Source organism: Neobacillus niacini NBRC 15566 (assembly GCF_001591505.1).
In the GTDB taxonomy this organism is placed as follows: Bacteria; Bacillota; Bacilli; order Bacillales; family Cytobacillaceae; genus Neobacillus; species Neobacillus niacini.
On the sequence record NZ_BCVA01000011.1, the window covers coordinates 1 to 24,024 of the forward strand.

The window sequence follows — 24,024 nt, forward strand, 5'->3', positions numbered from 1 at the left end:
CGGACAGGCAAGCCCCAATTCTGGGGGAAGATGTCCGAATACAGGGCTCATTCAGACAGGGCGAGCCCCATAATAGCTATGCTGTCCAAATCATGGTCCCATTTGGACAGGCAAGCTCCAATTCTAGTAGAAGCTGTCCGAATGAGGGGCTCATTCAGACTCGCCAAACCATAAAATTACAAAAGCTGTCCGAATTGTCGGCCTCACAATGTAGATAAACTCAAAAAAATATCATTGCAGCTTTTTTATTTTCTAATATTTTCGTTCATTTTCCTCAAACTAACAAGGTAAATAAACTTGGAGGTAAAAATGAATGTCCAATAACCAAAAACAACAAAAAAATACTTTTCCATCACAGCACCAAAATCGCCAGCCTGGTATTGAAAGTGACATGAACCCTCGTCCTGTTTCTGTTGATCAAAACTATAAAAGTGCTGGTAAGTTAGCCGGTAAAACAGCCATTATCACCGGAGGGGATAGCGGCATTGGTAAATCCGTTGCCATTTATTTTGCCAAAGAAGGTGCGGATGTCGTGATTGTCTATTTGGATGAGCATCAGGATGCAGAAGAAACACAAGGACTCGTTGAAGCAGAAGGACGCAGATGTCTGCTTTTTTCCGGTGACGCAGGCAATGAGGAATTTTGTAAGGAAACCGTTAGTAAAACGATGGACCAATTTGGGAAAATTGATATTTTAGTCAACAATGCTGCAGAGCAGCACCCACAGAAAAGTCTGTTAGATATTTCGTCCGCGCAGCTTGAAAAAACGTTTCGGACCAATATTTTCTCGTATTTCTATATGGCTAAAATGGTCCTGCCCCATCTGAAACAAGGATCAACCATTATCAATACGGCGTCCGTTACGGCTTATGCCGGCAATGAGCAATTATTAGATTACTCTGCAACAAAAGGTGCGATTGTGACCTTTACACGTTCCCTGGCAAAATCGCTTGCCCCACAAGGTATAAGGGTAAATGGCGTAGCACCGGGTCCTATTTGGACGCCGTTGATTCCCTCTACGTTTAATGAAGACCAGGTGGCAAGCTTTGGTTCAACTACACCAATGGGCAGAGCGGGACAGCCATTTGAGCTTGGCCCAAGCTATGTATACCTCGCTTCTGATGATTCTTCCTACGTAAGCGGACAAATCCTTCATGTAAATGGAGGAGAAATCGTAAATGGATAGCCTATAAAGAAAGCGCGATACTCTATTAGCAGTATCGCGCTTCCCTTTTTACTTTCTTCTTTTCCTAATTTTTAATATAAAAATAGTGAACAAGATGTACACCGCAACCAAGGAACCCACTAAAGGCATATTGATGCCGCTTTTTTTTGTTAAGACATAAATCTCTGATTCATCACGGTCGATGATTAGGTCATATTGATCACCATTGCTCCGAACCAAATCTCCGTTAAGCAATCCTCGTAATTCTTTATCACCTTCAATTTGCTCATTGTTTAAGGTAATGTTTTGAGATTCACTTGTATTATTTATGGCAATAATCGCTGTTTCATCTTGGTAGACACGTTTGTAAACTGCCATTCCATCTTTTTCGTAAATCATTTCCATACTTCCTCGGGTTAACGAAGGAAGTTGATTCCGGAGCTCACCAAGCTTGGTTATATAGTCAATGAGTTCCTTCTCAGTCCGAAAATTCATTGGCTGGCGATTATCTGGAATTTCTCCCCCATTTAAAGCAATTTCACTTCCATAAAAAACAACTGGGATACCGGGTGTTGAATAAATATAAGTTAATGCCGTTTTCCAGCGTGCTCCTGGAAAATGTTTATTTGAAACGATATCTTGTGTAAATCTAGGTGTAAATTCGTTATCAAAAAATTGCGGCTGTACTTCTAGCTTTTGAACCTTGCTATCATTTAATGGGCCAAAGGTTTGATTAGTAGCAGCAAAGGCATTCCTTAAATCTTCAATATGTTGATAATCAGTAAGGCTGTCAATTCCTGCCTCAACATATTTTCTGGGGTCTGCTACACTGTTTGTAGAAGTGATCCCTAACAGAAAAAAGTCTTCCTTTTCGCTTTTAACCTCTTTTGAAAAATCACTCCAAAAGGAAACAGGTACATAATTTACTTCTGGAAGACTATAACCGTCAATATCCGTCTCGTTAATCCACCATTTAGCAGCGTCCAATAAGTATTCCTTTACCTCAGGGTTGTCCTGATTAAGGTCAGGCAAACCGTTCACCCATCCATTTTCTAATTCATCCTGTTCCTTTGAGTCGCTCGTTTCCTGCTTCTCATGAAACCAATTTTTCTTGGATGAATCCATCAACCATGGGTGTTCAAGAGAGACGTTATTGGATACAAAATCAATAACCACCTTCATCTCTCGTTTATGTGCTTCTTGCACAAGTTTTTTAAACGTTTTCATTGAGCCAAAATGTTCATCCGGTTTATAAAAGTCATTCACCCAGTACCCATGATATCCACCAGCAGTATTATCAAATATTGATGTTAATCGGATCGCTGTGAAGCCCATTTCATTAAGATAGTCCAATTTATCAATGACTCCTTGAAAATCACCGCCATTATAGGCGAGCGGGTCGAGTGTATTCACTTCCTTATCATTATTTGTATTTGCATTAAAAAAGCGATCAACCATGATCGAATAAATGGTTTCATCCTGCCATAATCGGCCATCTCTCTGGGTTTCTGCATGTGCAGGTATCACCGTAATAAGCAAAAAACAGATTAAAATAAGTGTAATTAAGGTTTTTTTCATGTTCAATCCCCTTCCATACACTCATTTTAATCTAATAAAGTTGTGAATCCAACTATTAATGTCTACCCATTTACTATATTAATATTGTAATCTTTAAACCATATATCGAGTTGAATGAAGTAAGCTAATAGTTGTGGACCTGACATCAACTGACCAAACCAAGGTTCTTTGAAGGAATTACCACCTGATTCGACAAGTTCATTAAGTAATTCACGATTAAATAATTCATATAGTACCGAGGACTTATCTGCTAATATCTCCTTCAACTGTTGTTGAACTGCTAATGTATATTCTGGATTATGGGTTTTGGGATACGGGCTTTTCTTTCGATAAAGTACTTCCTCTGAAAGTATTCCTTCAAAAGCTTTTCTCAAAATACCCTTTTCTCTGCCATGAATCATTTTTATATCCCAAGGAATATTCCAAACGTATTCAACAAGACGGTGATCTGCAAAAGGAACCCTGACCTCAAGACTTGCTCCCATACTCATCCGATCTTTTCTATCAAGCAGCGTTGTCATAAAATGTGTCATATTAATATAGAAAAGCTCTCGCCTCTTTGCTTCCTCTGGGCTCTCTCCATCCAATCTAGGTGTTTCCCGGATGGCCTGATTGTACTTTTCAATTACATAGTCCTTGAGATTCAATCTTTGCTGCCAATCAGCTCTTAACAAATTATTTCTTTCATGAACAGAACGCATCCAAGGGAAACTCGGTCTCTCTAAATCTTCCTTGCGATGAAACCATGGATATCCTCCAAAAATCTCATCCGCACACTCTCCAGAAAGACTCACAACAAAGTCCTGCTTTATTTCCTTACAGAACCAAAGTAAGGATGAATCAATGTCAGCCATACCAGGACAGTCGCGAACATGAACCGATTCTGTTAAGTCTTTCACTAACTGTTGCTGAGAAATTGTTTTGAAATGGTGCTTTGTATGAAACTCCTTGGTTACAATGTTAATCCATTTCTCATCTGCATTTGGCTGGAATTCATTTGCTTTGAAAAATTGATCGTTTCCTTCATAGTCAATAGAATACGTATGAAGCTGACCTTTTCCTTGGTCTTTAAATCCTTTAGCAGCAATCGCTGTAATAATACTTGAATCAAGCCCGCCTGATAAGAAGGTTGAAAGCGGCACATCTGATACAAGCTGTCTTGTTACAGCGTCTGTTACCAAATATCGTACCTTTTCTGCTGTTTCTTCCACATTATCCTTATGCACATCACTCTTAACATTCCAATAGCGCCATATCTTTAAGCCATTTTTCGAAAAGGTCAGAGCGTGTGCCGGCCTTAATTCCTTAATGCCTTTAAAGATTCCAGATCCAGGTGTTCTCGAAGGGCCTAAACCGAAAATTTCTGCAAGCCCCTCATATTCCAGTTCTGTTTTCATTCCCGGGTTTGCAAGTATAGCCTTAATTTCCGAAGCAAATATAATTCCGTTATTTAATTCCGTATAAAACAATGGTTTTACTCCCAATCGGTCACGGCCAATAAACAATTGTTCTCGCTCTTGATCCCAAATTGCAAATGCATAGATACCGTTGAAATAATTTACGCACTCTTCCGCCCATTCTATATAGGCAGTTAACAGAACTTCTGTATCAGAATGACCTTTGAAAGAATATCCTTTAGTAAGGAGAATTTTGCGGATATCTTCGGTATTATAAAGTTCACCGTTGTAACAAACGGTGTACTCATTACCTTCCTTTTGTTTTGTCATTGGCTGCCTTCCGCCTTCAGGATCCACAACAATCAGGCGCTTATGACCAAACACTGCATGTGTTTGAACCCAGAGATTCGTTTCATCTGGTCCTCTTTTGGCTAGAGTTTTGGTCATTTTTTCGATCGTATCTTTTTCGTCTCTTAAATCTTTTGTAAAATCAACCCATCCTGAAACTCCGCACATATATTTCTCCTCTCTCCAGTAATTGACACTGGATATCATTGAATGCTTTTATTCTATTCAGCCCAATTTATTTGGTAAATTGTCCAAATTAAAGATAAACAAGTTATAAAATCTCACAAAGATGTCTACAAAGAAAAAGAAAGCATTAGGCACGGAGGTTAAACATGAATCGACAACAAAGAATTAAACTATTGGATTTTCAACTGAGGGCCTATAACGAAGGAACAGTTGAACAAATTAGTGATCAATGGATCTTTTTTGATGAAGAAACAGAAGAAGCAGCAATGCTCGATGACTTCCTTCAGCAAGAGATTGAAATATTTCGTGTAAATCGTTGGAGGAAAGGAATCTTAATAGAATCGGGAAAGATTCGATGTGGAAATGAAATTATCATGATTCGTGACCATGACAAGGTTAGAATCAGAAAGCATTTAATTTACTCATTAGAAAGACTTTTAGAGGGAATGAATGATGATGCCTTTTTCCAATTTGTTACCACATTAAATTCTTTAGATTTTTCTATTTATGATTGTATTTATTGTTATAATCATCTATCATTCTTATCCGATGATAATCAAAGAGATGGAGTAAACTTTATTGTCTTCGATAATCAAGAGCAAATTTGTAATGTTCAGCACCATTTTTGCTATTTCGAAAAGGTAAATGACCGCTTTGAATTCACCTTAAATACAGGGAAACGATTGGTTATAGAAAAGATGATATCTTAAGGAAAAAGGTGTGGTTTCTTATTAAGAAGACCACACCTTTTTCTAGTTGCCTATATATTTTGTAAAAAGGGATTTTGCTTTCACGATGTCATCGGTACCATGGACTAGTACACGACCATCCTTGAATACGACGATGGTAGTTTCATCATTGGGAGAAAAACGAAGTAAAAATTCGTTTCCGCTGACTTTCCCATTCTGTTTTAGGCGTTCACTAAGCTTATGTAAATTGCGTTCCCGTTTTTCTCTAAAATATATTTGCACGGTATCTCTCCCGCATAAAGAACTATAAGTTTCCTGGACTGCAGACAAACGATCAAGGAATTCAAATTGTCGTTTTACACATGCAGGGCATTGTGGATTTTTCCCCTCAGTTGTATCCATTGAAAAAAAGGAAGTTTCCCAAATATCGATTTGCTCAAGATTAGTATTCGTCACAGCCCCTAACAGTAATTTAATGGCTTCCATAGCTTGAAAAGAACCTATAATATCTGTAATTGTCGACAAAACACCAATTGTATCACAGGTCTCGCCCCTCCCATCTGGTACTTGTGGAAATAGACATCGATAACACGGTGTTATTCCAGGTTTAATGACGGCAAACATTCCTCTTGAACTTACTGCAGCCCCATGGACCCAGGGAATTTGATATTTAACAGCAACATCATTAATTAGGTAGCGAGTCATAAAATTATCAGTACCATCAACAATAACATCAACCCCAGACAATAATTCCTCTGCGTTATCAAGATTTAAATCTGTGATAACTGCCTCAACCTTAACCGAAGAGTTAATAGAGTTCAGCCTCTTTTTAGCAGCAACTGCCTTTGGAAGATTTAGAGTTACATCTTCTTCATTAAAAAGTGATTGACGCTGCAGATTGGAAAGATCAACTACATCTCTATCAATTAACCGAATATATCCTACACCTGAACGGACCATGTGATTGGCACAGACTGTTCCCAATGCACCGACACCGACAATAGCAACTTTGCTGTTGAGTAGTTTCAGCTGTCCCTCTTTCCCTATCCCTGAAAAAAGAATTTGTCTTGAATATCGCCCTAATTCGTTCATATTATATTCCTCTTTTCTAGATTAGTAGTAAATTCTAACGAGTTCAGCAATCTATGTTAATTTTAGTGGATTTTTGGAAAAGTTTAAATATTAAATATATAAAAATAATTGTATAATAGTAATTGGGTTTATTTATTAATTTTGTGAGGAATATCCTATTAATATTTTTAATATCGATGGGAGATAAGCTTCAATTTATTAATGAAAGAGAGGGAAAAACATTGAATTTAGGCGGTTTTTTAAACAAAGAAGTGGTGGTTGATTTAACATCAGGTACAATCAATTACAGACCTATTAACGAAGAGGATGCAAAAAAGTACATTGGCGGCCGTGGTCTCGGCGTAAAATATGTACTTGATAACGGCCCGGAAGTAGAGCCTTTATCTCCTGAGAACATTCTTTGTATCATGACTGGCCCTGTAACCGGCTCACGTTCTTCCATGAGTGGACGTCTTTGTGTTGTGACGAAGTCTCCGTTAACAGGTACCGTTACAGACTCTCATATGGGTGGATGGACCGCTGCACGATTAAAATGGGCAGGTGTCGATAATATCATCCTAACGGGTAAAAGTGACAAACCAGTTTATCTTTATATTGAGGATGGAAAAGCGGAACTGCGTGATGCTTCTAACCTTTGGGGCAAAGGAACTAGAGAAACAGTTAAAACGTTGCAAGCTAGATACGGAGAACAAGACCTTAGTGTCATGACGATCGGGCAAGCAGGTGAAAACACCGTTAAGTTTGCTTCCTTTATTAACGAACATGATCGCGCTGCTGGACGTGGCGGAACTGCCGCTGTTGCAGGCTATAAAAAATTGAAAGCGGTTGTAATTAAAGCTGCTCAAAAAGGAAATATGCCGCAGCCTAAGTTAGAAACTGAATATAAAGAGGCTAACAAAAAGGCAGTAAAGGCTATTCTTGACGGTGGATTAACGGCTCCAAATAAGGGTGGTCTTTCTGTTTACGGTACAAACGTATTAACAAACATTATCAATGAGGTTGGGGCGCTTCCAACAAAGAATTCACAGTTCACTCATTGGGATGAGGCAGAAAAGCATAGTGGGGAATATGTAAACGAGCACTTGCTGGTTAAAAACAATACTTGCCATGCATGTCCCGTAGGCTGCAAAATCGAAGTTGAAGTGAAAGATGGAAAGTATAAAACAAGAGTCGAAAGTATTGAGTTTGAATCTGCTTGGTCCTTAGGCTCAAACTGCTTATTAAGTGATGCTGAGGCTATTTCTTATCTGATTGACCGCTGTAATGAGTACGGTCTTGATACCATTGAACTTGGCCACTGCTTCTCTGTTACAATGGAGGCTTATGAAAAAGGATTGATTACAGAAGAGCTTATCTGGGGCGATGCCGATTCGATGATTGACTTAACGAAGAAAATTGCATTCCGTGAAGGCTTTGGCGGCACTCTTGCTGAGGGCCCTGCAAAAGCAACAGCTTTATGGGGCGCACCAGAACTTTCGATGTCTGTAAAAGGTCAATCAATTCCTGCCTATGACCCTCGTGGTATTCAAGGAATTGGACTTGGTTATGCCACTAGTAACCGTGGAGCCTGCCATTTACGCGGCTATACCGTTGCCAGTGAGATTGCCGGGATTCCTGAGCCAACTGATCGCCTAAAACCTGAAGGAAAAGGTGAGCTATTAAAAATATTCCAAGATATGCTTGCTTTCTCTGATTCTATGAATATTTGCAAGTTTTCCTCATTCTCAGAAAATGCAGAGCATTATGCAGAGCAATACAGCACAATGACTGGAATACCGATGACAGCAGATGATGTGATGAAGGCTGGAGAAAGAATCTATAATCTTGAGCGCTATTATAATAACTTGGCTGGATTCAACAAAGAAGAAGATGATTATCTGCCAAAACGATTTACGGAAGAGCCTGCCTCTGGTAATAGTGCAGGAGAAGTGAGCCGTATGGATATCATGCTTAAAGAGTATTACCAAGTCCGGGGCTGGCAAGATGGAAAGGTCACCGAAGCTAAGCTTCGCGAGCTAGAAATCATCGACCCTGAAAATCAATTGGTTTAAGGAATAATCAAAGGCTTCTGCATATTTTGCAGAAGCCTTTTGATTGGTTTAGAAATTATCCGCCGATTCTCCTTGTTTTGACCCGGTAATTTTTGATAAGCTCATTAAGCGTCATGTCATCTGAGGCACAAAATCGGATATGAACACTATTGACTTTAAATGTAGAAGTTATCGATAATTCCTCTTCCCTTACGATTTCTCCATACCAGTGGTCAGATTTATATATGTAAGGAAATTGATTCGTAATTTGTTTGCCGCCTAACTCTTCAAAATATAATCCGAGGTGCTCTCGATTGATTCCGCGAAACTCCAATTCCTGCTGCAGCATATTAACCACCTGCAACTGGAGGAAAAAGTGCAAATTGATCGGTTTCTTTTACAATGGTCTTAAGACCATCCAAATGAATAATATTTCTTCCGTTAATGAATACATGAACAAATGGAAGAAGCTCTTTTTCAGGCGTAAATATTTCATCCTTAAGATCAGGGAACATTTCCACCATCTTATCAAGTACATCAATGACCTGCTGCCCTTCCGGTCTAACTTCTACCCCAACTCCGCCGCAAATTTGCCGGAGATTCGCAAACACTCTTACTAGCATAACAAACACTCCTCTCCCCTTACTTAAATAGTAAAACTATTTGCACTTCTTGTCATCTTTTTTTGAACTAAAAAAAGAGCAGCCGGTAAACCGACTGCTCTTTCTAACAAATTAATCTTATACGTAAAAAATCGACATTGGCAGTTTATCAAATCCTAAATACAATACAAGTAAGAAGGCGATAACGAACTGTATCCACAAAACGGAAGTCTTTCTATTTTGTGCAACCTTGCTAAGGATCATTTCAAATAAACCAATGACCCAAATGCCTACTACGGCTTTTAATATATACAACAAATCAATATTAGACACCATGAATAGAAGTCCAACACCCGTTGCAATGATTAACAGATAAAGAACACGCAGAATCATTCGCACAATTTTAGCGCCCTTTTCTTTCCCGCCTTTTAGTAAAAATATAGCGACAATAAACAAAATTAGGGCTAATACCCAAGCTGTAACGTGACCATGAATCATTTAATCTTCCTCCTATGTATCAATAGCTTATAGCAACACTATCATACCATAGGCCTTGCCAAAATTCCTAAAGAAAAGCTAATAATAAGAACCTTCTAGTGGATTCACAGTAAAAATATCTCTAAGCACAATATTGTCATCCTTGATCCCCTGAACCTCTGTTATCTTCGTAATTTTTCTTTTTCCATCATTTAAGCGTGAAAGGTGGATTATGATGTCAATAGTACCAGCGATTTGTTCCCTAATCTCATTGATAGGCAAATTCATCCCTTCAAGATAGGCAATGACTTCTAAACGGTCAATCATATTACGCGGGCTGCTGGAATGTCCTGTTGCAAGAAAACCATCAAGTCCTCTATTTTGTTTCCGAAGTATTTCACGTACATTTTTACCACGAACATCTCCAAGAATATTCCTTTCCTCTCTTGGAATGAAAGTAGAAAGGGCATTGGCAAGGGTTTTTTTACCTGCACCTGCTCCTCCGCTCACTACGATATTTAACCTAGCTCTCACACATGTAGAGAGGAAGAGGGCCATTTCTTTTGACATGGTCCCGTTACAAATTAAATCCTGTAAGTCTAGAGGTTTCCAGGAATACTTTCTATTAGCCAGCCTAGCCGAATTGTATAATTTGTGATTAATACCTTGTCCCTGATGATTTTGTTCGATTTGTTTTAATAGCCCCATAGATTCCACCCACCTTGTTTGTTTTTTGAAAACCAATTTACTCTCAAAACTTAAAGAAAATATGAACGAACGGTTAGGCAGGGGTCGATAAACAGATAAAAACAACCCCGCCTTTACCGAAAGGGGGGTTAACAAATGAAGTACAACAGTGTACATAGAAAGACCTATGTAAACAATGCTGTTATCTACGAAAAACACCCTGTTCTTTCGGTAACTGGCTGGCGTAGTGCAAATGCACCTTAGCCCCTTTAGCTTTGCGTCACTGATTTTCATCAGTTTTGCCTTTATCGAGAATCAGTGTTTTTACATTTCCGACTGATCTCTTAAATCTATCTTAAGTCCTTTTGCCTTCATCTCATATCCTACTATTTTATCATTTTTCACAAACAAATAGGTAATTTTACCTAATTCTATAATTTTCCCAACCAATTAAGGTTGGATTTACTTTATTTGGGCGAATGAATCACATTACACCAACCCATACATAAGATATTAGGAGAAAAAAGGTAAAGGGTGTTGTTTATGCCAGCGATTGTAGGAGTTGCACAAGTCATATCACTTGGCAGCAGTTCCGTTTTTCATATTGGAGATGTCTACAAAATTATGCCATTTTCATCTGCAAGAACTTTCTCCGGTGCCGGTTCATTTAATACGGGTGAAAGTTTAAATGTTCATAATAATAATTTAAGTAATACGAACACAAACGATTCAGATGGTATTGATCAAGGAATCTTCCTTAATGCTTAAGGAAAGGTTGGTTTTTTATGAATTTTTATATCCAGCAATCCATTCAAATAAACTTTATTAAAATTAGCAGTATAACAAATTCTTCTGTCCTGCAGATTGGCAGTGCTGGAATTATTAAACCTGCCTCATATTTGTATAACACTGGAGGTTTTACAACGCCCGCACCAACTGCAGGAGGTACTCAGACTACAACCGGGCAATCTGGCAGCCCCGCAGTGCCATTATCAGGTACAGGTTCGAGAGAAGAAGATTCAAAGTGAGGTGATGGTATGTACCAGGATTATTCACAACTTCTTCAATGGGTCCAGATGACTTTACAGGCACAGGAAAATAGAATTGCAACTCTTGAACACACCATTCTAAAACTTCAGGAAGAAATAAATCAATTAAAAGATAAGCCAAGTATTCGGGTTGATAAGATTGAATACAAATTCGATCAATTAAAGGTTGAAACTCTTGAAGGAACCTTAAACATTGGACTAAATCCATCCGATTTGGCAAATATTGAAGATTTTGCCGTGGAAAATCAATCCTTAAAAACACCTATCCATCCTAAGGCACAAATGCAGCGTTCTATGAAAATCGAAGAATCTATTTATCAGTATTTAGAAACCGAACTGCCAGTGCTATTTAAGGAAACTCAAAACCAAATAAATGTTAGATTAGATGATTCCTATTTAGCTTTTATTAAACAAGATATCATGAAACAGCTTCCAGCCAGGATTGATTACCATATACAAAATGCTGGAGCCAATGAGCGGAATGGCGAACAATTCTCAGAGGAGAGCATTGTCGAATTACTTAAACAGGAAATTAGAAAAGGAATTTTAATCTTTATTAATCATTTACCAGAGAATGTGAAAGGAATGAATACACAAAATGAACTTTGAGGTATATAATCGAGATCTCCATGTTGATACCATTAGAATAATAGGAGTTGCAAGTTCGTCGCTCGTGATGGTAGGCGACACACAAACTATTCAATTGGCGTCAACTTTTGACACTCCCGCTGAATCACTTATCATCGGGCCGTTTGTCCCACTTTTTTAGGGGTGCTAAAGTTTATGCTCCAGAGATCTTCTGTCGTAAACAGGGTTAATGTGACCTCTGCTTCCTTTGCCTCTATCATTCAGCTTGGAGATTCCCGTATTATTAATGGATTTTCACGTGCCTTGGCTGTTCAAAGGGAAGCTGAAGTTTTTAATACAAAAGAAGGTAATTTTTCAAACTATCCTGTGTTTTCTGAACCAATCCCTTTTTTGCCAATAAATGAGAGTATTACGATATCTACTCATAATTGCCTTCCTATCATTAAGGTCAACACTATATCTATCCTTGCAATGTCCTCGGATGCCATACTGCATGTAGGAAACAGTGAAAACGTCTCAATGGAAGTAAGGGTTAAACATATCAGACAACTGCAGCATAGAGGGGGTGAACAATGACAAGGCCGTTAGAATACAATATCACAAGCTCGCTAAGGGCAAGTAAAGAAAAGGATGTTAGTAAATGCCAGCGATAATGGGTCCAGTTCAAATTGTGAATGTAAGCGGTGGAATTGTTCATTTTGGGGATACGGTATATATTTCTCCAAAAAGTGCTACAAAGACCAATGCAGGTTCTGGAGGCTTTAATACAGGAGGAATTATATTTACTGCTAGCGGTTTAAGCGGCACAAATGTTCTTGATGCTAATTTGCTTGACCAGCCAATTGGCGGAAATAATTAGAAACGACATAAACGAGGATGTTTATGTCGTTTTCTAATTGACTATAGCTTTACTACATGAGCACCGTCAAAGAAGAATAAAAATCTTTCATCGACTTTTCTTTTCCAAATTCTCTCCAATGCTTGCGTGTAAAGATTGATTTGCAGCAGGTACCGTTGTTCAAGTATTGGTTTGGCCTGTTCAAAACCACCTTTGTAACGATCTCTTATCCCGTCTGATTTAAAATCAATAAGAACAAGGCCATTTTCATCCTCAAACACACAGTCGATTATCCCCTGAACAAACACAGATTCATCTTGGCCCTTCCATGTTGGATAAACTTCAGCAGCAGGTAAGGATAGGGTAAAAGGAATCTCACGGCTCACTGCCTTTGCCTTTAACATCCTCTTACCTAAATCTGACTCAAAAAATTTCCCAATGAGCTGTGTATCAATGACCTCCGCCTGTTCGACCGTTATCAGCTCATTATTAACCATGGCCTCGATTTGTGTCTTAACAGATTCTATTGTCACAGGTCTTGCTAAATCGACATGCTGCATGACCATATGGAGGGCAGTCCCTCTTTCAGCAGGGCTAAGCGCCTTTTCCTGCATAAACTTAGGGCGTTTTGTAATCGATTTTTTAAATTTGCTTAATAATTCAGTACCACTATGCTCATCGGACATTTCCCTCTGACGTTTCATTTCGGATACGGATTGCTTCGAGCGATGGGTTGAGGCATTGGCAAAGTAGTATTCCCATGTTAAACGAGACTGAATTTCTTCTTTAAAAGGAGATGTTAAAGGTATCATTTCCTTATTCTCTACCTTATCTAGGAGGGTGTCCTCCTCCAAGCTTTTAATAACTTCCTGATTTTTGACTTCGTCTGCATGTATTATTGTAATTTTCCAAGCAGAAGGGTGACAGGTTATTTCATCAGGAAGGAATGAGTTTTGAATCTCACTCTTCATTAATTCTTTACTGTCTTTGTGACGAATTAACGCAGGGCCAACCCAATCCATGTAACAGCCTGCCGCCGCTCTTTCATAATCCTTGAGAAGCCAGTTTTGATTAGTAGAAACATCAGACCACTGATCTATTTTCTTTTCTGTATCCTTCATAGTCCCTATTAAATATAACTTTTCCTTGGCCCGTGTAAGCGCCACATACAGAACCCGCATTTCTTCTGCAAGCATTTCCATCTTCTTTCTACGCTTAAAAGCTATTTGAGGCAAAGATGGATAGGAAATTCGTTTTTCCACATTTACATACTTTGATGCAAAGCCGAACTCTTTGTCGAGCATATAAGGCTTCCGGATATCAGACAGATTAAAATTACGCGACAATCCTGCAATAAACACAACTGGAAATTCTAGTCCTTTACTGCTATGAATGGTCATAATCCGCACAACATCTTCTTGCTCTCCGAGTGCTCTTGCTGCTCCTAGGTCATCGCCTCTTTCAATCATTCTTTCTACAAATCGCAGAAAGCGGAATAACCCTCGAAATGAAGTTTGTTCATATTGCCTTGCACGATCATACAACGCTCGTAAGTTTGCCTGCCGCTGTTTACCACCTGGCAAACCACCTGCAAAGTCATAAAACTGTGTATCCCGGTAAAGCTGCCAAATTAAATCTGATAGCGAACCCTGACGTGCCATCGAACGCCATTGTTCCAAAAAGTCATAAAAACGACGAACCTTTTCATATAAAAACACTGTTTTTTCTGTTGGTCCGCTTCTACAGAAATTCTTAACAGCCTCCCAAAAAGTCCCCTTGTTGTACATACGTATTTGTGCGAGTTCCTCCTCGTTGAGCCCAACAATTGGAGACCGTAAGACCGAAGCCAACGGTATATCTTGAAATGGGTTATCAATCACTCTTAGCAACGACATCATGATCGCTACTTCCGTTGCTTCAAAATAACCAGAGGAAAGGTTCGCATAAATCGGTATGCCCTGTTGTTTAAATTCCTCCATTATTTGTGGTGCCCAGGTCATGGAGCGAAGAAGAATCACTATATCTCGATACATAATCGGACGATAAGAATTGGTTTTTGGGTTATAAACCTTGGTTTCATTCTCGATCAACTGTTTAATTTTTGAAGCCATTACTCTTGCTTCAAGCTGGGATTTTTCTAAATCCACCTCATCAAACTCAGAAGGTCCGATCTCCGTTTCTGCTTCAGCTGCTTCTGCAGATAATTCTTTACTATCATTATTTTGATCGATAAGTAATAGCTCAATTGGAAATGGTTCATCTTCTGGATATGGTGCACCCGGCCTTAATTCAGCAGCTTCATCATATTCAATTTCTCCAACCTTTACACCCATAAGTTGTTTAAATAAATAGTTTGTCCCATCCAGTACTTCTTTCCGGCTTCTAAAATTACGAGCCAGATCAATTCGTAATCCAGTGCCATTACCATCCTGCCTGAAACGGTTATATTTTCCTAAAAATAAATTAGGCTCAGCTAATCGAAACCGATAAATGGACTGTTTGACGTCGCCCACCATGAACAGATTACCATTCGTCTCATCTTCTTTTGATACCAGCTTTAATATGGTTTCCTGAACCATATTGACATCTTGGTATTCATCCACAAATACTTCATTAAACTGTTGGCGATAAGCTACCGCTGCTTCCGATGGAAGAAACTCTCCTGCAGTATTTATTTCTCCTGTCAATATTTCTAGGCAATAATGTTCTAAATCGGCATAGTCCACAAGTCCTTTTTCACGCTTCGCTTTCTCAAAGCGCGAAGAGAAAACAGTGACCAAATGAACCAGTGTTTCAATGAGCGGGCGCATTTCAGCCATATCCCGTAAGAAGCCTTCTGGTTTTCGCAAAAACAGCTCTTCTTTAATATCTTGGATCCTCTTTTTAGCCTTATCACGTAGTTTTTGCGCTTTTTCAGTCAACTCTTTGTCGAAGTGATCGCCTTTAACTTGTTTTGCTCGGGAAAATGACCATGTCTGCATGGCCTGATAAAGAGCTGACCACGAGTCACGGTTTGCCTGGATAAGCGTATTAATCACATTTATATCATCAAGAAAATTTTCCGCCCTTGGTGCCGGACCACCTGGAAGCTTTGTCACTTCCAAGCCCCGCTCAATCAATTCCTTTGCACCTTCCAATTGAAGTTCCATATCAAAAACAAGCGCTTGAATGAATGGTAATTCTTCAAGATTTGTAATAGAAGCAACATCATACATACCTATCATTGACTGTAAATAATGACTAGGCACAGGGTTTGACCGTGCAAAATCATAAATATCTCTCACTATATCCATTAGGGCACTATCACTGCGATCGCTGGTAAAGGAATCTACTAGCCTAAAAAATGGCTCATTATCTTTTTTTCCATACTCCTCTTCAAATAGCTCGTCCATGACTTCATCCCGAATTAATTGTGCCTCTGTTTCATCAGCAATTCTAAATCCAGGGTCAACATCAATAAGGTAATAGTATTTACGGATAACCTCCATGCAAAAGGAATGCAATGTGGAGATGGAGGCTTTGTTTAATAGGCTAAGCTGCTTTCGTAAATGCCTGGATCCGGGATCCTTATTAATCGCTTTTTCCAATGCTTCTCCGATACGATGACGCATTTCAGCTGCAGATGCGTTCGTAAATGTTACCACTAATAACTCATCCACATTAATAGGGTCTTCTTCTGATAGAATCTTTTGGATAATTCGCTCGACCAAAACCGCTGTTTTACCTGAGCCTGCTGCGGCTGCGACAAGAATATCTTTATTTTTCCCCATAATCGCTTTCCATTGGTCTTCCGTCCAGGTTGCCCCCTCTGGTTTAGGAGGTATTACAAAATTACTCATTTACGCCAACCTCCTTCCTTATTAATTCAAAGATTGTTTCCTTAGGCTGCGGTGTTAGAATTCGATATTGATTTTCAATCGACTCATCAAATTGACAAACGGATTTGTAGGCACAAAATGTACATGGTGTTTTATCTTTCAGTTTATAAGGAGCAATGTCAACTTGACCATCCACGATAGCCTCTCCTGTAGTTTGATAGAGCTTCCGGACATAATCCCTTAAATTATCAAATTCATTTAGACTTGCAACTTTTGATTTTTTCGTCAGATTCCCATCTTTTTTTATGCCTGCTGAGATAATCTGTGAATCACCTGATTCAAGTGTTTGGTCCATGAGTTTAAGGACATCTGGGTCACCCATCATTAAACCATTCATCTTGAATTTTTTCATGATTTCCTTTTCGATTTCTTCAATCGTCAATAATTTAGTAGTGCTTATTAATGGGTTATGGACATGGAAATAAAGGACTCCCGCTGGGCTTGCTTTCATTTCTACCAGTTGGTCAGAATGTGTAATGACTATATCTAGGTAGGTTAACATTTGCAGGGCTAGTCCATAGTATACCTCGTTCAGGTTAACATCCTTTTCACTCGATTTATAATCAATTACACGTAAGTACGTACTATCATTAACACCCTTTGCTTGATCGACCCTATCGATACGGCCAGCTAGTTCCATTCGTTTGCCATTTTTTAATGAAAACGTTAATGGCGGAAGCTTGCCATTACGTCCAAAGCTCAATTCTAATCCGATTGGTGAGAATCCACTTACTTTTGCATGTTCGCTTAATACTTGAGATGCCCGGGTAATAATTTGTTCTAATTTTCGTTTGATATAATGATGACGTTCCGAACTTAAAAGAATTTCATTTTGCAGCTTAGGAGCTAAAGCACTCACCGCTTCTTTGGCCAGTTCTTCACATTGTTTCTTTGTAAGAGATGCCCAGCTAAGTCTTTGTTCATTGACATAATCAGAGATATGTTTTAAAGCAGCATGAAATAATTCACCTATGTCAGGAGCTTCCAATCGGAAAACCTTCCGTTCACGAAGCTTTAGCCCGTGCTGTGCAAAATGGGAAAAGGCACAGCCATTGTACAATTCCATTCGTGAAACACTCGCCTGTATGGTATCCCCATATAATTCGTCGGCTGTTTCCTTTGAAAGCTGTACCGTTTGGTTGGTATAGAAGAGACTAGCGAATACTTTCTCTGCTCTTTGCTTCCACTCACCGCTGATATAAAAGTTATATACATCCCACCACAAATCGGATATAGGATAATTCCGCTTTTTCAACTGAAGCTGTGAAGTCAAGTAAGAAAGAGTGGTTTTGTGATTAGTAACAAAGTTTAACTGTTCTTCTTCTGTTAGCTCAGCAGGATCGGTACCATAAAAATGTTCTGCTAAATTTGGATACATATCTTTTAATCTTTTAATATACGAGGAAGCTATTAATGCCTTTCCTTCATCATTGGCAAGCGGGTAACTCACGTAAAGAGATTCTGATGGTGTCGTTAGGGCCTTGTAAGCTATAAAATGCTCATCCAATAGCCGTGTTCTGCTGCTTGGAGCTACGATTAAATCTGATTCCATTAACATTTCACGCTCATCATCAGATAATATCCCTTCATCGGCAATCTTTGCTGGTAATACCCCCTCATTTACACCAACAATAAAAGCTGTTTTTATATCTGTCAGTCGAGATTTCTCCAAGTCTCCGATGATAACCTGATCTAGAGCTGGAGGAATAAGTGAAAAATAGAGTGATTCGAATCCTGCTTCCAAGATAGCAGCGAAAGACTTTAAGGAAACCGCCTCATCTCCTAATATTTCCACATATTGATCCAATAGATCAATACAGGCATTCCATACCTGATCATGCTCACGCATTTTGACTAGATTTCCTTTCTGTTCGGCTTCCATTTTCCAATTTTCTAGTTTTGAAGGAATATCTAATTCTTCTAGATATAAGTAGATTGCTTCACAAAGTTTCCGGCCCGTGTCTGCCTTTTTAAGCCTTCTTGATAACCGTAGAATGGGTGCTGTTACCATAAGCTTTAATTCATTCAATTGCTGTTCTATTTCTTTTTCCGCGTCGGTTTGCACATTTGTTTCCATCTCCAGACCATTGAAGCGACGGTATGTCCAGCGGTCTTTACTTGTCCATTTACTGCCTTTAATTCCATAGGCAAGTACATAGTTTTCTAGTCTATCCATTTTTTCCCGTATTCGATCTGGATTTTCATGCAGCGGGTATATCAATTCAGTTTTTATTACTCTAAAAACAGGCTCATAACGCCAAAATGATTGAATTACCTCCATAGTTGACCGGATTAATTCAATCAATGGGTGATTCAGCATTGTTCTCTTTTGGTCAATAAAAAACGGAATTTGATAATCAGAGAAAACAGGCTCTACGATATCATGATAATCAGTGCCATTCCTTATCAATAGGGCTACGTCTTTATACCGATAATTCTTTTCCCGAACTAACTGAAGAATTTCGCGTGCAATCCCCTCTATCTCTGCTCTTCGATTAACAGCTTGCCCTATATAGATGTCTGTTTTTCCATCATAAGGGGCTGCTGGTCTGGTATCAAAATGTCTCTCTAAATGCTGTAAAGATAACTGATTCCATTTCTGCTGCTCAGATAGAAAGAGCGGAGACTCCATTTCAATTCCTTCCGCTTGTGCTAAATTGTATAAAGTGGTGCACGTATCACTTGTTAATCGAAATAAATCCAATTCATCTGGCACCATTTCAAAGGAAGTTTTGTCAGTTGTCATGGTAATCGTTACTCTCTGACAATGTTTCATTATCTGTTGTATGACAAGGTATTCTTGTGGCGTAAAGCTATAAAATCCATCTATATAGATTTCTGCCTCTTTTAAGTAGGTGGATTCAGAAACCTTTTCTGAAAGCAAACGAAAATAATCTTCTGAACTGATATACTTACCAAAGACTTCATCTTCAAATTGTCTATATATAATCTCTAAATCATTTAGTTTATCTTGTAAGGCTCTAGAAGCATTTTCACTATTTCTATTACCCTTCCCTGCCTTATCAATCAACTCATCTGGGGTAATACAATAACGTTTAAACTCAGTAATCATCTGTTCAACTTGCTGAACAAAACCATTTTTATCAGCGGCCCGCTGGAATAATTTTAATTCGTCTTTCTTATCCTCTATAATTTTTCTAATAAGCATGCTTAGTCCAACACTACTTAGATGATATCGGCTAATACCTCCAGCCTCCTGCAATATTCTCCAAGCTAACCGTGAGAAACTGTACACTTGTGCACGTATCATTCCACCAAGTTTTGGATTGGTCGCTAAGCGGTATTCTGTTGAAAAAGTCATCTGTTCTGGAACAATATAAATAATCGGTGCACCCTCTGGATTTTCCAGCAGCCGATCTTCAATTTCATTCATACACATTTGTGTTTTACCGCTTCCCGACCTTCCGGTAATCATTCTTAATGACATGTTTCTTCCTCACTTTCCGATTACCCTGTTTTAAAATTACTTACTCTCATTTTATCATAAAATGAGCACAAACGTTTGGAACACTTCTTACAGATTAAAACCAGTAATGGTAATTTATAAACAAAAAAGAGAGTCGATATTATCATCGTACTCTCAGGTTTCTACTCTATTCTAATTTAGAATTGTACATCCATTTCGTTTAGCGGCCAATACCGGAGGTCAACCTTTCCTACAACCTGGGTTACAGAGATGAATCCAAAATGTCTGCTGTCCCAGCTGCCTAAGCGATTATCTCCTAGCACGAATAGCTTTCCTTCTGGTACTGTACTTTCACCTGTTATTTCCTTCAAACTAAAATCACCTGTAAGTTTGATACCAGGTATTTCTTGCTTATAAACAGATAAAAACGGTTCGTTGTATTTGTGTCCATTGATATATAATTGATCATCTTTAAACTCAATCTTATCTCCTGGAAGCCCGATTACTCGCTTGACGTAATCTTCTTTCTCATTTGCATGGAATACTATGACATCAAAACGGCTCAAATCACTAATTTGGTAGCCCAGCTTATTAACTACTAATTTGTTCCCATCCTGGAGAGTAGGCATCATTGATTCTCCCTCGACCACATAATTAGAAAAGAAAAAAGTTCGTATAAAAGCGAAAATAATAATACCAATTGCAAAAGCCTTAACCCATTCGATCCCCTCTTTTTTCCATTCAATATTCACCTTTAACTCCTCCTTTTCTTCAACTCTTTACCTCTATTTATCTCCTCATTATGGTCATTTTCCATCCTCTTATTCAATCTTACTTCAATTCTTTTTCCAACATACCAAAGAATAAAAATAACTAGAAAAACGATGGCAGTACGGTAAGGCTGAGTAATCAATGATTGAAGGTCATAGCCAACAAAGCTGATGGTAAAAATCATCACCATCTTACCAATTGCTACAGCAAGCATATATTGATAAATACTAATTTTCGAAAGAGCCGCTACAACATTTACCACAACAGATGGTGTAAATGGGAAACAAAGGAGCAAAAAGAGCGGTCCAAAGCCATGTCGATCTACCCAGTCCATCAACTTTTGAACCTTTGAGTGTTTTGATAGAAAAGAAAAAACTCTCTTTTGTCCATACTTCCTTATAAGGAAAAAAAGCAGCAGCGCTCCTAAAAAAGACCCCAGCCAAGAATATAAAAATCCCAGCCATAATCCAAAAGCACTGGCATTAGCCATTACAAAAATAACCAATGGCAAAAAAGGTAAAAATGCTTCAATCATGGGCAGCACTACACCGGGTATTGGGCCAAAGGACCGGTACTCTTGAATTAAGTCCATTATATTTTCTAGTGTGAACCATGCCTTGATTGCTTCAATGTCCATATGATTGCTCCTTACTTCATACATTGTTGCTGTTTGTTTGTTTTTTATTTAGTTAAAAACTGGTGAAAAGCTTCCCTATTCATCTCTAAATTTAAATCTAGAACAGATCCTTCCCCTTTTATTCTTGCGTCTTCATATCCGTTATCAATTGGAATTCTAAAGGTCTGAATATTTCCTCTATCTTTTGCAAAGAAATCTTTTGCCATAAACAATATATCCCCGGTATCCATGTTTGTATTGATATAGGGTGTAACTACACCAATTAATTTCGGGAGTTTGGGGATGGTTTGAATTCCTGAAAGCTGGTCGCTTATCGCCTGAAGTGCCTGCTGCTGACGTTGAACCCGGCCAAAGTCACCTATCGCATCGTGTCGAAAACGTACAAAACTAAGCATTTGTTCGCCATTTAGTCTTTGCAGTCCTGGTTCTAGTGGAACTTCAACATATGCTGACATTTTCTTTTCAACATTTATTTCTACGCCATTCGGAAATGCCTCATCAACCAATTGCACAAAGCCTTCAAAATCGACAATGGCATAATATTGTAAATCAATATCAAAGTTTTCTTTTATTGTTTTCCTCATTAATTCAGGACCGCCACGCATAAAGGCAGAATTAATTTTATGTTTACCCTCACCTGGGATATTTACATAAATGTCTCTCATTATAGAAGTCAGCTTATAAGTGCCTTTGTCTTCATTATAATGTGCAATCATGATAGTATCCGCCCGTGATACTTCCTCGCCCGCTCTGGCATCGCTTCCTAATAAAAGAATATTGGTGGCCCCATATTGATCTTTTTTACCTTCAAACGTGTAAACTTCTTCATTAACATTATTTTCCTTATTCATTTTCTTTAATGATTGATTAACTCCTTGTTTATACTGAAAATATGTATAACCTGCAGTTCCTCCAAATAGTAGCAGCAGGACCAATAGTATTGAAGTCTTTTTCCTTTTTTTCTTTTTTGTGTGTCTATCGTATCTCATACCAGATTCACCTATCTATGTCATATTTTTTAGAACAAATTTATTGTGTACATATATAATTCATTTTCCCCGAAGAAATATCCTTCTATCAAAAACTTTCTCATACAAGTACCAAATTTTGCAAACAAAAAACGCAAGCTTTAAAGCATTGCGTTTTCCATCAGACTTTTGTATGATAAATTAAGAACAAATGTTCGAATTCATTATTTGAAAGGGGTCGATGACGGGATGACCAGAATTCCAGAGGAAGATCGTAATATAATGGAAAAAGCCATCTATTTGCCTATGGTATTAATTGTCTTAAATCGTGATTTAACCGTTGTAGAAAACAGTCCTTTTAAATTAAAAAAACCATACTTAGAACTAATTGAAGAAACCATGAAAAGCATTCAAACGGAATTAGCTGAAGTGAAACGATATATGAAGAAGAATAATCTGAGAGTAATGGAAACAAAACGGGATGAAGCCTTTACCATGTATATGTTTTTATATAAAGGGTATGAAGAGGCTCATAATTACTTTAATCCAAGAATACGCAACAAAGTTCAAGAACTAATGGAGTTCTATTTTCTAAAACAGTACCTGTCCCGTTAAGATATTATTGTTTATCCTTAACCTTATGTTTGCCATATTGATAAAAGTTTTCTGAAGCCTCCATGGGTTTTGGCCGTTGTAATAAATAAAAGGATTTTTTTTCATTGTACTCAATTCTTTGCATTAACTTCGTTCTTAAGTAAGCTGTTCTCTCCAGTTGAGAAATGATTGAACTGCACGAAACAGGGAATTTAAAAGACTGATTATTATTAAAAAGGATTAAAGTTTCTTGGGGATTTACTCGATCGTAATCTTTTACATGTTCATGGGAAATCCAAATACATTCTTGACGGGTTGGTGATGTGGTAGGGAAGAAAAAAATGCGGTTTGTAGGATCAATTGCAATGGGAATCTTATGCGCATACCCAACTAACTGTTTGGTGCCATTCCTACGACCTTCATAATCACTTCCATAGTATTCACAACTATTTCTTATAATTTCGAGTGGTTTATAGGGAGATAAAAATTTGTCCTCTACTTCGAAAATCTCCGAATAAATTTTACTGCCATACGCGATAGGTTTAATAAACATCGTAAATGGATTTACCTCATACTCTTCAATTTGTTTTAGCTTCAATATGCTCAACTCCATTAGCAATTTTATCCATCATATCATGTTTAAAATTTGGTTTATTTATTTTTCTGAATTGTTGCGAATTTATTCACAAAGTTATTACAGAAAAATAAAACTGAAAATTATAAATATTAATTGATATTATCAAAAAAACCCCATATAATATTAAAAAGCATCGAGGTGATTTTGATGAATGAGAAATCATACACGGAATTAATGAAAATTGGTGCCATGAAACGTCAACGGAAAGAGAATTTTGTCCAGGATTTGTACATTGAAATGCTCTTATCAGAGATTCAATTAAATGTCGAAAGAGAAAAACTGCTGAAGAAAATTGACCGTGCGATTGACCATCGCGATAAACAAAACTTTTACCTTTTATCAAAACAATTAGTTGAAATAAACAAACGGTTTGGAACGTAAGCTTT

Annotated in this window: 25 protein-coding genes and 1 riboswitch; of the genes, 12 read left to right on the forward strand and 13 right to left on the reverse strand. The window is 38.1% G+C overall.

The features are described 5' to 3' along the window. Together BANA01_RS30180 and BANA01_RS11180 are read left to right on the forward strand one after the other, a co-directional pair. Positions 1–218, forward strand: a 218-nt coding sequence (locus tag BANA01_RS30180) for a hypothetical protein (RefSeq protein ID WP_218008392.1), incomplete at its 5' end; no start/stop codon positions are given. A 95-nt stretch (positions 219–313) separates the two neighbouring features. Next, the gene (locus BANA01_RS11180) at positions 314–1,186 is read left to right on the forward strand and encodes an SDR family oxidoreductase (RefSeq protein WP_063253166.1); all 873 of its coding nucleotides are present in this window, start codon (positions 314–316) and stop codon (positions 1,184–1,186) included. A gap of 48 nt (positions 1,187–1,234) precedes the next feature. On the opposite strand, the gene BANA01_RS11185 is transcribed toward BANA01_RS11180, so the two are convergent. Both BANA01_RS11185 and asnB read right to left on the reverse strand, forming a co-directional pair. Then, on the reverse strand, positions 1,235–2,743 hold the full coding sequence (locus tag BANA01_RS11185) for an alpha-amylase family glycosyl hydrolase (protein ID WP_063253167.1): 1,509 nt from the start codon (positions 2,741–2,743) through the stop codon (positions 1,235–1,237). Between the two features lie 62 nt (positions 2,744–2,805). Beyond that, positions 2,806–4,656 carry an asparagine synthase (glutamine-hydrolyzing) gene (gene asnB / locus BANA01_RS11190; RefSeq protein ID WP_063253168.1) on the reverse strand — a complete coding sequence of 617 codons (1,851 nt, stop codon included), beginning with the start codon at positions 4,654–4,656 and terminating at the stop codon, positions 2,806–2,808. Positions 4,657–4,820: 164 nt separating this feature from the next. Here asnB and BANA01_RS11195 point away from each other — a divergent pair, with 164 nt between their 5' ends. Next, positions 4,821–5,384 carry a DUF2777 domain-containing protein gene (locus BANA01_RS11195; RefSeq protein ID WP_063253169.1) on the forward strand — a complete coding sequence of 188 codons (564 nt, stop codon included), beginning with the start codon at positions 4,821–4,823 and terminating at the stop codon, positions 5,382–5,384. A gap of 42 nt (positions 5,385–5,426) precedes the next feature. Here BANA01_RS11195 and BANA01_RS11200 read toward each other — a convergent pair whose 3' ends face one another. Beyond that, entirely contained in the window at positions 5,427–6,455 is a 1,029-nt protein-coding gene (locus tag BANA01_RS11200; RefSeq protein ID WP_063253170.1) for a ThiF family adenylyltransferase, read from the reverse strand. A gap of 221 nt (positions 6,456–6,676) precedes the next feature. Between BANA01_RS11200 and BANA01_RS11205 the strand changes: the two genes are divergently transcribed. Then, entirely contained in the window at positions 6,677–8,506 is a 1,830-nt protein-coding gene (locus BANA01_RS11205) for an aldehyde ferredoxin oxidoreductase family protein (protein ID WP_063253272.1), read from the forward strand. Positions 8,507–8,561: 55 nt separating this feature from the next. On the opposite strand, the gene BANA01_RS11210 is transcribed toward BANA01_RS11205, so the two are convergent. The 4 genes from BANA01_RS11210 to BANA01_RS11225 form a co-directional block, all read right to left on the reverse strand. Further along, positions 8,562–8,834 carry a MoaD-like domain-containing protein gene (locus BANA01_RS11210; RefSeq protein WP_063253171.1) on the reverse strand — a complete coding sequence of 91 codons (273 nt, stop codon included), beginning with the start codon at positions 8,832–8,834 and terminating at the stop codon, positions 8,562–8,564. 1 nt (position 8,835) lies between these two features. Next, on the reverse strand, positions 8,836–9,108 hold the full coding sequence (locus tag BANA01_RS11215) for a ubiquitin-like small modifier protein 1 (protein ID WP_063253172.1): 273 nt from the start codon (positions 9,106–9,108) through the stop codon (positions 8,836–8,838). Between the two features lie 117 nt (positions 9,109–9,225). After that, positions 9,226–9,585: a YisL family protein gene (locus tag BANA01_RS11220; protein ID WP_063253173.1), complete on the reverse strand. Its 360-nt coding sequence runs from the start codon at positions 9,583–9,585 to the stop codon at positions 9,226–9,228. A gap of 78 nt (positions 9,586–9,663) precedes the next feature. Beyond that, positions 9,664–10,272 carry an ATPase, T2SS/T4P/T4SS family gene (locus BANA01_RS11225; RefSeq protein WP_063253174.1) on the reverse strand — a complete coding sequence of 203 codons (609 nt, stop codon included), beginning with the start codon at positions 10,270–10,272 and terminating at the stop codon, positions 9,664–9,666. A 206-nt stretch (positions 10,273–10,478) separates the two neighbouring features. Then, positions 10,479–10,565, reverse strand: a riboswitch (cyclic di-GMP riboswitch). A gap of 229 nt (positions 10,566–10,794) precedes the next feature. Here BANA01_RS11225 and BANA01_RS11230 point away from each other — a divergent pair. The 6 genes from BANA01_RS11230 to BANA01_RS11255 all read left to right on the forward strand — a co-directional run bounded on the left by BANA01_RS11230 (position 10,795) and on the right by BANA01_RS11255 (position 12,747). Beyond that, positions 10,795–11,019, forward strand: a complete 225-nt coding sequence (locus tag BANA01_RS11230) for a spore germination protein (RefSeq protein ID WP_063253175.1) — start codon at positions 10,795–10,797, stop codon at positions 11,017–11,019. A 17-nt stretch (positions 11,020–11,036) separates the two neighbouring features. Continuing rightward, positions 11,037–11,279 (forward strand): spore germination protein GerPB, encoded by a 243-nt coding sequence (locus tag BANA01_RS11235; RefSeq protein WP_063253176.1) that lies wholly within the window; start codon positions 11,037–11,039, stop codon positions 11,277–11,279. A gap of 9 nt (positions 11,280–11,288) precedes the next feature. Continuing rightward, positions 11,289–11,909, forward strand: a complete 621-nt coding sequence (gerPC, locus tag BANA01_RS11240; protein ID WP_063253177.1) for a spore germination protein GerPC — start codon at positions 11,289–11,291, stop codon at positions 11,907–11,909. After that, entirely contained in the window at positions 11,899–12,069 is a 171-nt protein-coding gene (locus BANA01_RS11245; protein WP_063253178.1) for a hypothetical protein, read from the forward strand. Before gerPC ends, BANA01_RS11245 begins: the two co-directional genes overlap by 11 nt. Before the next feature lie 14 nt (positions 12,070–12,083). Beyond that, entirely contained in the window at positions 12,084–12,464 is a 381-nt protein-coding gene (locus BANA01_RS11250; RefSeq protein WP_063253179.1) for a spore germination protein GerPE, read from the forward strand. Between the two features lie 64 nt (positions 12,465–12,528). Beyond that, positions 12,529–12,747 (forward strand): spore germination protein, encoded by a 219-nt coding sequence (locus BANA01_RS11255; RefSeq protein WP_063253180.1) that lies wholly within the window; start codon positions 12,529–12,531, stop codon positions 12,745–12,747. Positions 12,748–12,788: 41 nt separating this feature from the next. Here the strand turns inward: BANA01_RS11255 and addA are convergent, their stop codons facing one another. The 5 genes from addA to BANA01_RS11280 form a co-directional block, all read right to left on the reverse strand. Continuing rightward, entirely contained in the window at positions 12,789–16,565 is a 3,777-nt protein-coding gene (gene addA, locus BANA01_RS11260) for a helicase-exonuclease AddAB subunit AddA (protein WP_063253181.1), read from the reverse strand. Further along, positions 16,558–20,052, reverse strand: a complete 3,495-nt coding sequence (gene addB / locus BANA01_RS11265; RefSeq protein ID WP_063253182.1) for a helicase-exonuclease AddAB subunit AddB — start codon at positions 20,050–20,052, stop codon at positions 16,558–16,560. The genes addA and addB overlap by 8 nt, the downstream gene beginning before the upstream one ends. Positions 20,053–20,228: 176 nt before the next feature. Beyond that, positions 20,229–20,783, reverse strand: coding sequence for a signal peptidase I (gene lepB, locus BANA01_RS11270; RefSeq protein WP_063253183.1), 555 nt, complete (start codon positions 20,781–20,783; stop codon positions 20,229–20,231). Positions 20,784–20,785: 2 nt separating this feature from the next. Beyond that, the gene (locus tag BANA01_RS11275) at positions 20,786–21,439 is read right to left on the reverse strand and encodes a TVP38/TMEM64 family protein (RefSeq protein ID WP_063253184.1); all 654 of its coding nucleotides are present in this window, start codon (positions 21,437–21,439) and stop codon (positions 20,786–20,788) included. Positions 21,440–21,483: 44 nt separating this feature from the next. After that, complete coding sequence (locus BANA01_RS11280; protein ID WP_063253185.1) at positions 21,484–22,428, reverse strand: LCP family protein; 945 nt, start codon at positions 22,426–22,428, stop codon at positions 21,484–21,486. 228 nt (positions 22,429–22,656) lie between these two features. Between BANA01_RS11280 and BANA01_RS11285 the strand changes: the two genes are divergently transcribed. Next, on the forward strand, positions 22,657–23,022 hold the full coding sequence (locus BANA01_RS11285) for a YhjD family protein (protein ID WP_063253186.1): 366 nt from the start codon (positions 22,657–22,659) through the stop codon (positions 23,020–23,022). A gap of 4 nt (positions 23,023–23,026) precedes the next feature. Here BANA01_RS11285 and BANA01_RS11290 read toward each other — a convergent pair whose 3' ends face one another. Further along, positions 23,027–23,599 (reverse strand): competence protein ComK, encoded by a 573-nt coding sequence (locus tag BANA01_RS11290; RefSeq protein ID WP_235847114.1) that lies wholly within the window; start codon positions 23,597–23,599, stop codon positions 23,027–23,029. A gap of 186 nt (positions 23,600–23,785) precedes the next feature. Between BANA01_RS11290 and BANA01_RS11295 the strand changes: the two genes are divergently transcribed. Beyond that, positions 23,786–24,019, forward strand: a complete 234-nt coding sequence (locus BANA01_RS11295) for an IDEAL domain-containing protein (protein ID WP_063253188.1) — start codon at positions 23,786–23,788, stop codon at positions 24,017–24,019. Positions 24,020–24,024 lie beyond the last annotated feature (5 nt).

What these genes read in the sequence shown, in the direction of transcription:
- BANA01_RS11180 (WP_063253166.1), top strand. Translation starts at nt 314, where the DNA reads ATGTCCAATAACCAAAAACAACAAAAAAATACTTTTCCATCACAGCAC.
- BANA01_RS11185 (WP_063253167.1), bottom strand. Translation starts at nt 2,743, where the DNA reads ATGAAAAAAACCTTAATTACACTTATTTTAATCTGTTTTTTGCTTATT.
- asnB (WP_063253168.1), bottom strand. Translation starts at nt 4,656, where the DNA reads ATGTGCGGAGTTTCAGGATGGGTTGATTTTACAAAAGATTTAAGAGAC.
- BANA01_RS11195 (WP_063253169.1), top strand. Translation starts at nt 4,821, where the DNA reads ATGAATCGACAACAAAGAATTAAACTATTGGATTTTCAACTGAGGGCC.
- BANA01_RS11200 (WP_063253170.1), bottom strand. Translation starts at nt 6,455, where the DNA reads ATGAACGAATTAGGGCGATATTCAAGACAAATTCTTTTTTCAGGGATA.
- BANA01_RS11210 (WP_063253171.1), bottom strand. Translation starts at nt 8,834, where the DNA reads ATGCTGCAGCAGGAATTGGAGTTTCGCGGAATCAATCGAGAGCACCTC.
- BANA01_RS11215 (WP_063253172.1), bottom strand. Translation starts at nt 9,108, where the DNA reads ATGCTAGTAAGAGTGTTTGCGAATCTCCGGCAAATTTGCGGCGGAGTT.
- BANA01_RS11220 (WP_063253173.1), bottom strand. Translation starts at nt 9,585, where the DNA reads ATGATTCATGGTCACGTTACAGCTTGGGTATTAGCCCTAATTTTGTTT.
- BANA01_RS11225 (WP_063253174.1), bottom strand. Translation starts at nt 10,272, where the DNA reads ATGGGGCTATTAAAACAAATCGAACAAAATCATCAGGGACAAGGTATT.
- BANA01_RS11230 (WP_063253175.1), top strand. Translation starts at nt 10,795, where the DNA reads ATGCCAGCGATTGTAGGAGTTGCACAAGTCATATCACTTGGCAGCAGT.
- BANA01_RS11235 (WP_063253176.1), top strand. Translation starts at nt 11,037, where the DNA reads ATGAATTTTTATATCCAGCAATCCATTCAAATAAACTTTATTAAAATT.
- gerPC (WP_063253177.1), top strand. Translation starts at nt 11,289, where the DNA reads ATGTACCAGGATTATTCACAACTTCTTCAATGGGTCCAGATGACTTTA.
- BANA01_RS11245 (WP_063253178.1), top strand. Translation starts at nt 11,899, where the DNA reads ATGAACTTTGAGGTATATAATCGAGATCTCCATGTTGATACCATTAGA.
- BANA01_RS11250 (WP_063253179.1), top strand. Translation starts at nt 12,084, where the DNA reads ATGCTCCAGAGATCTTCTGTCGTAAACAGGGTTAATGTGACCTCTGCT.
- BANA01_RS11255 (WP_063253180.1), top strand. Translation starts at nt 12,529, where the DNA reads ATGCCAGCGATAATGGGTCCAGTTCAAATTGTGAATGTAAGCGGTGGA.
- addA (WP_063253181.1), bottom strand. Translation starts at nt 16,565, where the DNA reads ATGAGTAATTTTGTAATACCTCCTAAACCAGAGGGGGCAACCTGGACG.
- addB (WP_063253182.1), bottom strand. Translation starts at nt 20,052, where the DNA reads ATGTCATTAAGAATGATTACCGGAAGGTCGGGAAGCGGTAAAACACAA.
- BANA01_RS11275 (WP_063253184.1), bottom strand. Translation starts at nt 21,439, where the DNA reads ATGGACATTGAAGCAATCAAGGCATGGTTCACACTAGAAAATATAATG.
- BANA01_RS11280 (WP_063253185.1), bottom strand. Translation starts at nt 22,428, where the DNA reads ATGAGATACGATAGACACACAAAAAAGAAAAAAAGGAAAAAGACTTCA.
- BANA01_RS11285 (WP_063253186.1), top strand. Translation starts at nt 22,657, where the DNA reads ATGACCAGAATTCCAGAGGAAGATCGTAATATAATGGAAAAAGCCATC.
- BANA01_RS11295 (WP_063253188.1), top strand. Translation starts at nt 23,786, where the DNA reads ATGAATGAGAAATCATACACGGAATTAATGAAAATTGGTGCCATGAAA.